Genomic DNA, 12,902 nt, shown 5'->3' on the forward strand with positions numbered 1-12,902 from the left:
TAATGGCAAATAAATTAGAAATTACCCTCAAACGCAGTGTAATCGGTCGCCCAGAAGATCAGCGTGTCACTGTTCGTACTCTTGGTCTTAAGAAAACAAACCAAACAGTCGTACATGAAGACAATGCAGCGATCCGCGGCATGATTAACAAGGTGTCTCATTTAGTTTCTGTTAAAGAACAATAAAACATTTTTAATCGATAAGGAGGTGCCCAAATGAAACTTCATGAATTGAAGCCTTCAGAAGGTTCACGTAAAGTACGCAACCGTGTTGGTCGTGGTATTGGATCAGGTAACGGTAAAACTTCTGGTAAAGGTCATAAAGGTCAAAACGCTCGTTCTGGCGGCGGTGTACGCCCTGGTTTCGAAGGTGGTCAGATGCCTTTATTCCAACGTCTTCCAAAACGTGGTTTTACAAACATCAACCGTAAAGATTACGCGGTAATCAACTTAGACAGATTAAACAGTTTTGACGAAGGAACGGAAGTAACTCCTGAACTTCTTCTAGAGACTGGTGCAATAAGCAAGTTAAAAGCAGGAGTAAAAATTCTTGGCAACGGTAAATTAGAAAAAAAATTAACTGTAAAAGCCAATAAATTCTCTGCTTCTGCGAAAGAAGCTATTGAAGCTGCTGGCGGTACAGCCGAGGTGATCTAACTTGTTTAAGACAATCTCCAATTTTATGCGCGTGAAAGATATACGGAATAAGATTATATTCACTCTTTTAATGTTAATCGTCTTTCGTATAGGTGCTTTCATCCCTGTGCCTAATGTGAACGCCGAAGTTCTCCAGGCACAGGATCAAATGAGTGTTTTCGGGATCCTCAACACGTTTGGGGGCGGGGCACTTTTCCAATTCTCCATTCTTGCAATGGGGATTATGCCGTATATCACCGCTTCGATCATCATTCAGCTCTTGCAGATGGATGTTGTTCCGAAGTTCACTGAGTGGTCAAAGCAAGGAGAGGTTGGCCGCCGAAAATTAGCACAATTCACAAGGTATTTTACAATTGTTCTAGGTTTTATCCAGGCGTTAGGAATGTCATATGGATTTAACAATATGGCAGGAGGCATGCTGATTGAAAACCCAGGTGTTTCAACGTATCTCTTAATTGCGGTCGTACTCACTGCGGGAACAGCATTTTTAATGTGGCTAGGAGAGCAGATTACTGCTCACGGTGTTGGTAACGGTATTTCGATTATTATCTTTGCCGGGATCATCGCAGGTATCCCTCAAACATTAAAACAAGTGTACGCTCAGCAGTTTGTAGGTGGAGATGGACAGCTGTTCATGCAAATCCTGAAAATTGCCCTTATTGTCATTGCTATTCTTGTCATTGTTATTGGTGTTATTTACATTCAAATGGCAGTGAGAAAGATTGCGATTCAATATTCAAAAGGAACTGGCCGTGCACAAATGTCTGCTAGTCAAGCAACGCACCTTCCATTGAAAGTGAATCCAGCAGGGGTGATTCCAGTCATCTTTGCCGTTTCTTTCATTATTACTCCGCAGACGGTCGCATCGTTCTTCGGAACCAATAATGTGACAACTTGGATAACCAACAACTTTGACTATACTAAGCCAATCGGTATGACGATTTATGTAGCACTGATTGTTGCTTTCACATATTTTTATGCCTTTGTCCAAGTGAATCCTGAACAAATGGCTGAAAATCTGCAAAAGCAGGGTGGCTATATCCCGGGAGTTCGTCCAGGGAAAATGACTCAAGATAGAATTACGAGCATTTTGTACCGACTCACGTTTGTGGGCGCCATTTTCTTAGCCGTGATTTCAATACTTCCTATCTTTTTCATTCAATTCGCTGGATTACCTTCCGCTGCACAAATTGGCGGCACAAGTCTTCTCATTGTTGTAGGTGTTGCACTTGAAACAATGAAACAGCTTGAAAGCCAATTAGTGAAACGAAACTACCGTGGATTTATGAAATAAAACAGAGGGCTGGGCTCCTGCCCAACCTCTCTAAGTAAGGAAGGGGAAATCCGAAATGAACTTAGTCTTAATGGGGCTTCCGGGTGCTGGTAAAGGCACTCAGGCAGAACGAATTGTTGATGATTATGGGATCCCTCATATCTCAACAGGAGATATGTTCCGTGCTGCTATGAAAGAGGAGACACAACTTGGGCTCGAAGCAAAATCCTTTATCGATAAAGGAGAGCTTGTTCCTGATGAGGTCACAATCGGTATTGTTAGAGAAAGACTTGGCAAAAATGATTGTGAACAAGGTTTTCTTCTGGACGGATTTCCGCGAACAGTCGCTCAGGCTGAAGCTTTAGAAGACATTCTAAAGGACCTTGGCAGAACGATTGATTATGTCATTAATATTAAAGTCGATAAAGATGCATTGATGGAGCGTCTGACTGGCCGAAGAATTTGCAAAAATTGCGGAGCAACCTATCATTTAGTATTCAATCCACCTGCGAAAGAAAATGTTTGCGATAAGTGTGGAGGCGAGCTTTATCAACGTGCAGATGATAATGCAGAAACCGTTTCGACTAGACTTGAAGTAAACTTAAAGCAGACTGAACCTTTACTGAACTTCTATTCAGAAAAAGGATATCTTGCAAACATTGATGGTGCAAAACACATTAATGATGTATATGCAGATATCAAGGGCCTGCTTGGGGGATTAAATAAATGATTATCTGTAAAACTCCTCGCGAGCTTGAGATTATGAGAGAAGCTGGACGCATTGTCGCACTGACTCATGAAGAGCTGAAGAAACACATAAAACCAGGTATTTCGACAAAAGAATTGGATCAAATTGCCGAACGTTTTATTACAAAGCAGGGTGCAATCCCATCTTTTAAAGGGTATAATGGTTTTCGCGGGAGCATTTGCGTTTCGGTGAATGAAGAACTCGTTCACGGTATTCCTGGTAAACGGGTTTTACGTGATGGTGACATCATTAGTATCGATATTGGCGCAAAGTTAAATGGCTATCATGGTGACTCTGCTTGGACTTATCCAGTTGGGGTAATCAGTGATGAAGACCGCAAATTACTGGAAGTCACAGAGGAATCTCTATATAAAGGCTTACAGGAAGCAAAGCCAGGCGAACGTCTGTCGAACATTTCCCATGCCATACAAACGTATGTAGAAAACGAGAATTTCTCAGTTGTTAGAGAATATGTTGGACATGGGGTCGGACAGGATCTTCATGAGGACCCTCAAATTCCTCATTATGGTCCGCCCAACAAAGGCCCGCGGCTAAAACCTGGAATGGTGTTGGCCATCGAACCGATGGTGAACGCAGGCAGCCGATATGTGAAAACATTGGCTGATAACTGGACGGTTGTAACGGTTGATGGGAAAAAGTGTGCTCACTTTGAGCATACGATTGCGATTACAGATACAGGTTTTGATATACTGACTAAGATTTAGGTCTTCACTGAAGCCTTTCAGGCCCAAATCGGGCAGGTTGTCTGTATAGTCCAAAGGAAAGAACAAGATCAGTATACAGGTGTCATCGGCATGTTCGGTGGCTGCCATGTACTAATCGCAGACGGAGAAAAGCGTAAATTTCATTCTCCTAAGAAAAAATATCAATCATATAACCTTTTATGGTTGCGTATCTCCGGAAGTTCAGAACAGTATATTCAAAACAGGTCGGGTGATAGATGGACAATTGAGATGAACTCATTTGGACATTTGTCAGAGAGCAAGTTACTGATTTGAAGAAGGGAGAACACTTGAATGGCGAAAGACGATGTAATTGAAGTGGAAGGTACTGTAGCAGAAACTTTGCCAAATGCAATGTTCAAAGTTGAACTAGAGAATGGTCATACAGTTTTGGCTCATGTATCAGGAAAAATCCGTATGCACTTCATTCGCATTTTACCTGGAGACAAAGTTACGGTAGAATTATCTCCATATGACTTAACTCGTGGTAGAATTACGTACCGTTACAAATAAAGCAACTCCGGAAGAAGGAGGTTGGAAACACATGAAAGTGAGACCATCTGTTAAACCTATCTGTGAAAAATGTAAAGTTATTCGCAGAAAAGGAAAAGTAATGGTGATCTGTGAAAACCCAAAACATAAACAAAAACAAGGCTAATAACAAGGAGGTGCCCAAATCATGGCTCGTATTGCTGGTGTAGATATTCCACGTGATAAACGTGTTGTCATTTCTTTAACATATGTTTTTGGAATTGGTCGTACGACTGCGCAACAAGTCCTTAAAGAAGCAGGTGTTTCTGAAGACACTCGCGTTCGCGATCTAACTGAAGACGAACTTGGTAAAATCCGTGATATCATTGACAAACTTAAAGTAGAAGGTGACCTTCGTCGTGAAGTTTCACTTAACATTAAGCGTCTAATTGAAATCGGAAGCTACCGCGGAATCCGTCATCGTAGAGGACTTCCTGTTCGTGGACAAAACACAAAAAACAACGCGCGTACTCGTAAAGGTCCGCGTCGTACTGTAGCTAACAAGAAAAAATAAGTAAAGGAGGTAGTTAAAGAATGGCTGCTGCTCGTAAACAAAATACGCGTAAACGTCGCGTGAAAAAGAATATTGAAGCTGGAATCGCTCATATTCGTTCCACTTTCAACAACACGATTGTAACGATTACTGATGTTCATGGAAACGCAATTTCTTGGTCAAGTGCTGGTGCATTAGGATTCAGAGGTTCTCGTAAATCTACTCCTTTCGCTGCACAAATGGCTGCTGAAACTGCTGCTAAAGGTTCTATCGAACATGGTCTTAAAACACTTGAAGTAACTGTTAAAGGTCCTGGTTCTGGTCGTGAAGCTGCAATTCGTGCACTTCAAGCTGCAGGTCTTGAAGTTACTGCAATCAGAGACGTAACTCCAGTTCCTCATAACGGATGCCGTCCACCAAAACGTCGCCGCGTGTAATTTGTTTGTATAGATTTTGTGTCCCTGTCAATAATGGGTTATGATACAGTTATTTATGAGACGAATACACGACTCGTTGCCTGAGCACATACGGGACTAAACAATGAGGAATTTCGGATGGAATCTCATATGATTCTATTCGAGGTTTCGACGTTTTGAAGGAGGGTTTTATTAGATGATCGAAATTGAAAAACCAAAAATCGAAACGGTTGAAATCAGCGACGATGCCAAGTATGGCAAGTTTGTCGTAGAGCCACTTGAGCGTGGATATGGTACCACTTTAGGGAACTCCCTTCGTCGTATCCTTTTATCCTCACTTCCTGGTGCAGCTGTAACATCGATCCAGATAGATGGTGTCTTACACGAATTCTCAACGATCGAAGGCGTGGTTGAAGATGTTACAACGATTATCTTAAACATTAAAAAGCTTGCACTCAAAATCTACTCTGAAGAAGAGAAGACGCTTGAAATTGATGTACAAGATGAAGGTACTGTAACAGCTGCTGATATTACACACGACAGCGATATTGAAATCTTAAATCCAGATCTCCACATCGCAACTCTTGGCAAGAATGCGAGCTTCCGTGTTCGCTTAACTGCACAAAGAGGTCGCGGGTATAATCCTGCTGATGCAAACAAAAGAGACGATCAGCCAATCGGTGTGATTCCGATCGACTCAATCTATACACCTGTCTCTCGTGTGACTTATCAAGTGGAGAACACCCGTGTTGGGCAAATCACAAACTATGATAAATTAACACTAGATGTATGGACTGATGGAAGCACAGGACCGAAAGAAGCGATCGCTCTAGGTTCTAAGATTTTAACTGAACACCTGAATATTTTCGTTGGGTTAACTGACGAAGCTCAGCATGCTGAGATTATGGTTGAGAAAGAAGAAGACCAAAAAGAAAAAGTGCTTGAAATGACAATTGAAGAGCTTGATCTTTCTGTTCGTTCTTACAACTGTTTGAAGCGTGCGGGTATTAATACTGTTCAAGAGCTTGCTAACAAGACAGAAGAGGATATGATGAAAGTTCGTAACCTTGGACGTAAATCTCTTGAAGAAGTGAAAGCGAAACTAGAAGAACTTGGACTGGGTCTTCGTAAAGACGATTGACTAGTTTCATTGTGAACTAGGATTTTCGTGTGTTTTTTATTCATACAGCATTCTCTAACTAAGGAGGGGACATCACATGGCATACAGAAAGCTAGGACGCACTAGTGCACAACGTAAAGCAATGCTTCGTGACCTAACGACTGATTTGATCATCAACGAACGCATCGAAACAACTGAAACACGTGCGAAAGAACTTCGCTCTGTAGTTGAAAAAATGATCACTCTTGGCAAACGCGGAGATCTTCATGCTCGCCGTCAAGCTGCAGCTTACATTCGTAATGAAGTAGCTAACGCTGAAACAAACCAAGATGCACTTCAAAAATTATTCGCTGACGTTGCAACTCGCTACGAAGATCGCCAAGGTGGATACACTCGTATCATGAAGCTTGGACCTCGTCGCGGCGATGGCGCACCAATGGCTGTCATTGAATTAGTTTAATCACATAGCGTGTATCTAAGAAAGGGCGGGACAGTTCATAACTGGATCTATGCCCTTTTTTAGATACTACGGCTTTTTAGCAATAAGCAAAGAAGAGGTTGAGCTGAGAGGAGGTCCGGTAGACATGGGGAAGACATTAATTGATGTAAAGGACATTGTATTTCGTTATCACAAGGATGCAGACAAGCCCGCTTTAGATCAGGTGTCATTGCATGTGAATCAAAATGAATGGCTCGCCATTGTTGGTCATAACGGTTCCGGTAAATCCACACTTGCCCGTGTACTGAATGGGCTCATTTTACCGGATGCTGGAACGGTCAAGGTTGGAGAGATTGAGCTGAAAGAAGAGAGTGTCTGGGATATTCGCAAAAAGGTCGGAATGGTCTTTCAAAACCCAGATAATCAATTCGTTGGCTCAACGGTTCGTGATGATGTGGCTTTTGGTTTAGAAAATAACGGGGTTGAGCGGGAATTGATGATAGAACGTGTAGATTGGGCTGTCAAACAGGTCAATATGCAGGAGTTTCTTGATCAAGAGCCGCACCATCTATCAGGCGGGCAAAAGCAGAGAGTCGCTATTGCAGGTGTACTTGCCGCAAGCCCTGACATCATGATCTTGGATGAAGCAACATCGATGCTTGATCCGATTGGCCGTGAAGAAGTGTTAGAGACTGTTAGACTATTGAAGGAACAAGGAACGGTCACAGTCATTTCCATCACACATGATTTAGACGAGGCCGCCAAGGCAGACCGGGTCATTGTCATGAATGGCGGGAAAAAATTTGCCGAGGGAACCCCAGAGGAAGTATTTGAACTAGACGAAGAGCTAGTTCAAATTGGACTTGATCTGCCATTCTCCTATCGGTTGAGCAAACAATTGAAGCAGCAAGGTGTACCGCTTGCAAATGCCCATTTGACACAAGAAGGATTGGTGAAAGAGCTATGGACATTACGATCAAAGAATTAGAGCATCGTTATCAAATGAAAACGCCGTTTGAGCGTCTCGCTTTGTATGATGTCAATGCTTCCATCCAAGAGGGCAGCTATGTCGCTGTCATTGGTCATACGGGCTCTGGCAAGTCCACGTTGCTGCAGCATTTAAATGGCTTGCTCAAACCAACGAAGGGGAGCATTGCGCTTGGGGATACCATCTTACAAGCCAATAAAAAGCAGAAAGATTTAAAGTCACTTCGGAAAAAAGTAGGCATCGTGTTTCAGTTTCCTGAGCATCAGCTCTTTGAAGAAACGATCCTTAAGGATATCTGCTTTGGTCCGATGAATTTCGGTGTTCCTCAGGAGAAGGCAGAAGCAAAGGCGAAGGAAATGCTGAAGCTAGTTGGTCTTCCTGAATCCTTATTATCTCGATCTCCCTTTGAACTAAGCGGCGGTCAAATGAGACGTGTGGCGATTGCAGGTGTTCTAGCGATGGAGCCAGAAGTGCTTGTGCTGGATGAGCCGACTGCAGGATTAGATCCACGCGGACGTAAGGAAATCATGGACATGTTCTATGAGCTTCATCAAAAGGCAAACCTCACCACGATTCTGGTTACACACAGTATGGAGGATGCAGCTCATTTTGCGGATCAAATGATTGTGATGCATAAAGGAACGGTGAAGGCGACAGGTACGCCGAGAGAATTGTTTGCCAATCGTACAGACATGTCTTCGTTTGGTCTCGACCTCCCAGAAACGATTAAATTCCAGCAGACTGTAGAAAAAAAGCTGGGCATTACGTTTCCAAGGCCGCTTCTGACCATGGATGAAATGGCAGAAGCCTTAACAGCTCTTTATCAGGAGGACACGACATCATGATGGATAGTATGATTATCGGCAAGTATGTGCCAGGTTCATCCTTTGTCCATCGTCTTGATCCAAGGACAAAGCTGTTATCAATTTTCTTTTTTGTCTTTATTGTCTTTTTTGCTAATAATTACATCACTTACGGGCTTTTAGGTGTCTTTACCCTCCTTGTGGTGATGGTTTCTCAGGTGCCGCTATACTTTATTCTCAAAGGAATGAAGCCGATCCTATGGATTGTCCTGTTTACCTTCATACTGCATATCTTCATGACAAAGGATGGCGCCTTGCTATTTCACTTTGGTTTTTTAAATATTTATGAAGAAGGTCTAAAGCAGGGGATTTTCATTTCTCTCCGTTTTGTCTATCTCATCATGATGACGACACTTCTGACGTTAACCACAACGCCTATAGAAGTGACAGACGGTATGGAAAAGCTGCTTCACCCATTCCGTAAAATCAAACTGCCCGTTCATGAGCTTGCTCTCATGATGTCCATCTCTCTTCGGTTCATTCCAACTTTATTAGAAGAGACGGACAAAATCATGAAGGCACAAATGGCAAGAGGTGTTGATTTTACAAGCGGACCTCTTAAAGATCGCATGAAAGCCATCGTTCCTTTACTTGTCCCGCTTTTCGTCAGTGCGTTTAAGCGTGCAGAGGAACTGGCGACCGCTATGGAAGCGAGAGGCTACCGCGGAGGAGAAGGGCGGACGAAATACCGTCAGCTTGTCTGGGGCATGAAAGACACGTTCACACTGCTCCTATTCATCCTGTTAACAGCACTCCTTGTGCTTCTGAGAAATTAGGTGATTCCTAGATGAAGGTCAAATGTACCGTATCCTACGATGGAACACATTTTAAAGGCTATCAGGTGCAGCCTGGGCAGCGAACTGTTCAGACGGAGATCGAGTCGGCTCTTGCAAGAATGCACAAACAGGATGAACTGATTCCGATCGTGGCTTCTGGCCGGACGGACAGCGGCGTCCATGCGAAGGGGCAGGTCATCCATTTCGACACGCCGCTCTCGATTCCGATGGAAAGATGGCCTTTTGCCCTCAACAGTCTCCTGCCGGATGACATCCGGGTTCTAAAGGCTGAGGAAGTGGATGAGTCGTTTCATGCACGTTTTAGTGTCGTTTCGAAGGAGTACCGTTATAAGGTCTCAACGGAAACGCACCAAAATGTGTTCACGAGACAGTATGCCTGCCACTTTCCTTACCGGCTGGATGCAGACAAAATGAGAGAAGCTGCTGGGCACCTCATTGGCACACACGACTTCACAAGCTTTTGTGCGGCCAATACAGAGGTTCAGGACAAGGTGAGGGAGATTTACGCCCTCGAGTGGAAAAACGTCTCAGACGGGCTTGAAATGCGTGTGAGAGGAAATGGCTTTTTATACAACATGGTGCGAATTATCGCTGGAACGTTACTTGAAATCGGATCTGGTAAATTTCACCCTGAGGAGATAAAAGCCATGCTTGCCGCCCGAAATCGCGAAGCGGCAGGCAAGACTGCGCCTAGTCACGGACTGTATTTATGGGAAGTTTTCTATGACAACTAAACCAGGTGTAACATGTTCTTGACACAGGAAGCAGAAAGTTATAAGATATCATATGGTATGTATTTCAACCCCACAAATAAGCCCCGGAAGACTTATCTTGTGTTTTGAAATAGAACGTAGCATTTGATTCAAGGAAAAATCATTGATTTATTTAGGAGGGAAACTCATGCGTACAACACCAATGGCGAACGCAAGCACAATTGAGCGCAAATGGCTAGTTGTTGATGCGGCAGGAAAGACTCTAGGTCGTCTTTCTACTGAAGTAGCATCACTTTTGCGCGGTAAGCACAAACCAACTTATACACCACACGTTGATACAGGTGATCACGTCATCATCATCAATGCTGAGAAAATCGAACTAACAGGTAAGAAATTGACGGACAAAATTTACTACCGTCACACAATGCACCCAGGTGGTTTGAAACAAAGAACTGCTCTTGAGATGCGTACAAACTACCCTGAAAAAATGTTGGAGCTTGCTATTAAAGGTATGCTTCCAAAGGGTCCATTAGGCCGTCAAATGTTCAAAAAATTAAATGTGTACCGTGGTTCTGAGCATCCACATCAAGCACAACAACCTGAAGTTTACGAACTTCGCGGTTAATTATAAGGGAGGTTAACAATTTGGCACAGGTTCAATATTACGGTACAGGTCGTCGTAAAAGTTCTGTAGCGCGCGTTCGCTTAGTTCCAGGTGAAGGCCGTATCGTCGTTAATAATCGTGAAATTACTGAATACATTCCATTCGCTGCTTTAATCGAAGACGTGAAACAGCCTTTGAACATCACAGAAACAGCTAACAGCTACGATGTTCTTGTAACTGTTCACGGTGGTGGATTCTCTGGTCAAGCTGGAGCAATTCGTCACGGTATCTCTCGTGCTCTTCTAGAAGTAGATCCTGAGTACCGTACATCACTTAAACGTGCTGGACTTCTTACTCGTGACCCTCGTATGAAAGAGCGTAAGAAATACGGTCTTAAAGGCGCACGTCGCGCACCTCAGTTCTCAAAACGTTAATCAATTTTATATTGTATGGACGTTTTACAAAGGTTTGTTACAAACAAACCTTATAAAAAAAGCATCAGCTTCGTGCTGGTGCTTTTTTTTGTGCTTTTTATGTGATAGATCATGACTGGTCTCTTCCTCTTGAATACGTATAAAATATGAGTATAGAAGTTTTTTGTTAAAAAAGATGGAGGTTGTCCTATGAATCTAACGACAGAAAGATGTCTGATTCGTCCATTTGCTGATGATGATTGGCAGGATGTCTATGCATATACATCTGATCCGGTAGTGATGAAGTATATTCCGGAAGATGTATTTTCTAAAGAAGATGCGAAGGAATTTGTCAAAAATAATCGTCATGAAGATGCTAAGTATGTCGCTGTCCTATTAAAAGAAGATCATACATGCATCGGGCATATCGCATTTCATCCTTACTTTGGTGATCACACGTATGAAATTGGCTGGGTCTTCAATCCTGTATATCAAAACAAAGGCTATGCATCTGAAGTAGCCTATGCTGTACTGCATCATGGCTTTCACACAATGAATTTACATCGGATCATTGCCACTTGTCAGCCTGAAAATGTGCCATCGTGGAGAGTGATGGAGAAAATAGGGATGAGAAGAGAAGGATATTTTGAAAAATGTATCCCACAAGGAAATGAGTGGTGGGATGAGTTTTACTATGCCATCTTAAGTGAGGAATGGAAAACTTGATAAGTTTTCATGATATGAAGTAATTCGTCATTCCAAATATCCCTTGGCTTTCGCTATTGATATAATCAGATCAAATAAGCAGAAGAGGGGCGCCAAGCATGAGGATCTTTGATGCACATTTTCATATCATTGATTTTGATTTTCCCATTCAAGAAAACCAAGGGTATACACCCTCTAGTTATGTGGTGAATGATTATAGGAGAGAGACGGCTGATCTGGGGATTGTAGGTGGAGCCATCGTCTCAGGGTCATTTCAAGGCTTTGATCAAGGCTATTTGTTGAAAGCGCTGGATGAACTGGGCTCAGCTTTTTGCGGTGTGACTCAATTACCTTCTACAGCAACTGATGATGAAATTGTTCATTTGGATCAACATGGGGTAAAGGCATTACGTTTTAATGTGAAGCGGGGCGGTTCGGAGGATATTTCGAATCTCGATTATTTTGCGAGAAGGGTGTATGAGCTGGCGGGCTGGCATAGTGAGCTCTACATAGACGCTAAGCATCTCCCTGACATCTCATCTACGCTTGAACAGCTGCCGGCCGTTTCGATTGATCATTTAGGCTTATCAGAAGAAGGCTTGCCGCATTTGCTCAAGCTGGTTGATAAAGGAGTTCGGGTAAAAGCAACTGGTTTTGGACGAGTCGATTTAAACGTTGAACATGCATTGACATCCATTTATCAAACGAATCCTGATGCACTGATGTTTGGTACAGACCTTCCATCCACAAGGGCGAAGCGTCCATTTGAATACGGTGATGTTGGGTTGATTCAGCAGCTCTTTGATGAAAAAGCAGCTGATCATATCTTATATAAGAACGCACATCAATGGTATTTTGGTCAATAATTTCATAGGAGGTGTGTTCAATGGGGTTAAGTCAACTGACGTTCAGAGAAGCCAAGCTGGATGATCTCGATAAAATCGTCTTCATGCTCGCGGATGATATGTTAGGTCAAAAAAGAGAGCGTTACACGCAACCATTGTTAGAAAGCTATATCGAAGCCTTTCATTCAATAGATGCTGATCCAAATATTGAACTCATTGTTGCGTGTGATCAGGAAGAAGCTGTAGGTGTTCTCCAATTGACCATGACGCCATTTCTTACACATCAAGGAGGATGGAGAGCTTCAATAGAAGGAGTTCGTACGGCCTCGTCTCATAGAGGGAAAGGAATTGGCACGCTGCTCATAAAATGGGCGATTCAACGCGCCATCGACCGCGGGTGTCATATCGTTCAGCTAACAACAGACAAACAGAGACCAGATGCACGCCGTTTTTACGAAAAGTTGGGCTTTGAAGCTACGCATGATGGGATGAAGCTGCAAGTTCATCGTCAATAAACACACAGAGAAGCAAAGGTATTCACAATCCTTTGTTTTT

The 12,902-nt window shown here is 43.0% G+C and carries 20 protein-coding genes and 1 pseudogene; all 21 read left to right on the plus strand.

All coding sequences use genetic code 11. The annotated features are described in order from the left end of the window. Positions 1 to 2: 2 nt before the first annotated feature. The 21 genes and pseudogenes from rpmD (at position 3) to MHB79_RS00925 (ending at position 12,862) form a co-directional block, all read left to right on the plus strand. Positions 3 to 185, plus strand: a complete 183-nt coding sequence (gene rpmD / locus MHB79_RS00825; protein WP_003217067.1) for a 50S ribosomal protein L30 — start codon at positions 3 to 5, stop codon at positions 183 to 185. A 30-nt stretch (positions 186 to 215) separates the two neighbouring features. Beyond that, on the plus strand, positions 216 to 656 hold the full coding sequence (rplO, locus tag MHB79_RS00830) for a 50S ribosomal protein L15 (protein ID WP_003216888.1): 441 nt from the start codon (positions 216 to 218) through the stop codon (positions 654 to 656). Between the two features lies 1 nt (position 657). After that, on the plus strand, positions 658 to 1,950 hold the full coding sequence (secY, locus tag MHB79_RS00835; RefSeq protein WP_012008710.1) for a preprotein translocase subunit SecY: 1,293 nt from the start codon (positions 658 to 660) through the stop codon (positions 1,948 to 1,950). Between the two features lie 55 nt (positions 1,951 to 2,005). Further along, positions 2,006 to 2,659 carry an adenylate kinase gene (locus MHB79_RS00840; RefSeq protein WP_253621931.1) on the plus strand — a complete coding sequence of 218 codons (654 nt, stop codon included), beginning with the start codon at positions 2,006 to 2,008 and terminating at the stop codon, positions 2,657 to 2,659. Further along, positions 2,656 to 3,402: a type I methionyl aminopeptidase gene (gene map, locus MHB79_RS00845; RefSeq protein ID WP_003217210.1), complete on the plus strand. Its 747-nt coding sequence runs from the start codon at positions 2,656 to 2,658 to the stop codon at positions 3,400 to 3,402. The genes MHB79_RS00840 and map overlap by 4 nt, the downstream gene beginning before the upstream one ends. 27 nt (positions 3,403 to 3,429) lie before the next feature. Beyond that, positions 3,430 to 3,737 (plus strand): annotated as a pseudogene (locus MHB79_RS00850) (KOW domain-containing RNA-binding protein). Beyond that, the gene (gene infA / locus MHB79_RS00855; RefSeq protein WP_003217190.1) at positions 3,715 to 3,933 is read left to right on the plus strand and encodes a translation initiation factor IF-1; all 219 of its coding nucleotides are present in this window, start codon (positions 3,715 to 3,717) and stop codon (positions 3,931 to 3,933) included. The pseudogene MHB79_RS00850 and the gene infA overlap by 23 nt, the downstream one beginning before the upstream one ends. Positions 3,934 to 3,964: 31 nt before the next feature. After that, positions 3,965 to 4,078 carry a 50S ribosomal protein L36 gene (gene rpmJ, locus MHB79_RS00860; RefSeq protein WP_003156543.1) on the plus strand — a complete coding sequence of 38 codons (114 nt, stop codon included), beginning with the start codon at positions 3,965 to 3,967 and terminating at the stop codon, positions 4,076 to 4,078. Positions 4,079 to 4,099: 21 nt separating this feature from the next. After that, on the plus strand, positions 4,100 to 4,465 hold the full coding sequence (rpsM, locus tag MHB79_RS00865; protein WP_003217023.1) for a 30S ribosomal protein S13: 366 nt from the start codon (positions 4,100 to 4,102) through the stop codon (positions 4,463 to 4,465). 20 nt (positions 4,466 to 4,485) lie between these two features. Continuing rightward, the gene (rpsK, locus tag MHB79_RS00870) at positions 4,486 to 4,881 is read left to right on the plus strand and encodes a 30S ribosomal protein S11 (protein WP_003217231.1); all 396 of its coding nucleotides are present in this window, start codon (positions 4,486 to 4,488) and stop codon (positions 4,879 to 4,881) included. A gap of 175 nt (positions 4,882 to 5,056) precedes the next feature. Continuing rightward, positions 5,057 to 6,001 (plus strand): DNA-directed RNA polymerase subunit alpha, encoded by a 945-nt coding sequence (locus MHB79_RS00875; RefSeq protein ID WP_003217009.1) that lies wholly within the window; start codon positions 5,057 to 5,059, stop codon positions 5,999 to 6,001. A gap of 76 nt (positions 6,002 to 6,077) precedes the next feature. Continuing rightward, entirely contained in the window at positions 6,078 to 6,440 is a 363-nt protein-coding gene (rplQ, locus tag MHB79_RS00880) for a 50S ribosomal protein L17 (RefSeq protein ID WP_003216944.1), read from the plus strand. 124 nt (positions 6,441 to 6,564) lie between these two features. Then, positions 6,565 to 7,407, plus strand: coding sequence for an energy-coupling factor ABC transporter ATP-binding protein (locus MHB79_RS00885; RefSeq protein ID WP_050945818.1), 843 nt, complete (start codon positions 6,565 to 6,567; stop codon positions 7,405 to 7,407). Next, positions 7,383 to 8,252 carry an energy-coupling factor ABC transporter ATP-binding protein gene (locus tag MHB79_RS00890; RefSeq protein WP_340988675.1) on the plus strand — a complete coding sequence of 290 codons (870 nt, stop codon included), beginning with the start codon at positions 7,383 to 7,385 and terminating at the stop codon, positions 8,250 to 8,252. The genes MHB79_RS00885 and MHB79_RS00890 overlap by 25 nt, the downstream gene beginning before the upstream one ends. Next, entirely contained in the window at positions 8,249 to 9,046 is a 798-nt protein-coding gene (locus MHB79_RS00895; protein ID WP_044139647.1) for an energy-coupling factor transporter transmembrane component T family protein, read from the plus strand. The genes MHB79_RS00890 and MHB79_RS00895 overlap by 4 nt, the downstream gene beginning before the upstream one ends. Positions 9,047 to 9,057: 11 nt before the next feature. Then, complete coding sequence (gene truA, locus MHB79_RS00900; protein WP_226804569.1) at positions 9,058 to 9,801, plus strand: tRNA pseudouridine(38-40) synthase TruA; 744 nt, start codon at positions 9,058 to 9,060, stop codon at positions 9,799 to 9,801. 166 nt (positions 9,802 to 9,967) lie between these two features. Then, complete coding sequence (gene rplM / locus MHB79_RS00905; RefSeq protein WP_003217042.1) at positions 9,968 to 10,405, plus strand: 50S ribosomal protein L13; 438 nt, start codon at positions 9,968 to 9,970, stop codon at positions 10,403 to 10,405. 20 nt (positions 10,406 to 10,425) lie between these two features. Further along, positions 10,426 to 10,818: a 30S ribosomal protein S9 gene (rpsI, locus tag MHB79_RS00910; protein WP_003217273.1), complete on the plus strand. Its 393-nt coding sequence runs from the start codon at positions 10,426 to 10,428 to the stop codon at positions 10,816 to 10,818. A 189-nt stretch (positions 10,819 to 11,007) separates the two neighbouring features. Next, complete coding sequence (locus tag MHB79_RS00915) at positions 11,008 to 11,523, plus strand: GNAT family N-acetyltransferase (protein ID WP_340988678.1); 516 nt, start codon at positions 11,008 to 11,010, stop codon at positions 11,521 to 11,523. Between the two features lie 98 nt (positions 11,524 to 11,621). Then, the gene (locus MHB79_RS00920) at positions 11,622 to 12,368 is read left to right on the plus strand and encodes an amidohydrolase family protein (protein ID WP_253621927.1); all 747 of its coding nucleotides are present in this window, start codon (positions 11,622 to 11,624) and stop codon (positions 12,366 to 12,368) included. 20 nt (positions 12,369 to 12,388) lie between these two features. Next, a complete protein-coding gene (locus tag MHB79_RS00925) occupies positions 12,389 to 12,862 on the plus strand; it encodes a GNAT family N-acetyltransferase (protein WP_253621926.1) in 474 nt (157 codons plus the stop codon). Positions 12,863 to 12,902 lie beyond the last annotated feature (40 nt).

It is taken from the genome of Bacillus sp. FSL M7-0558 (genome assembly GCF_038003245.1).
GTDB classification, from domain to species: Bacteria; Bacillota; Bacilli; order Bacillales; family Bacillaceae; genus Bacillus; species Bacillus pumilus.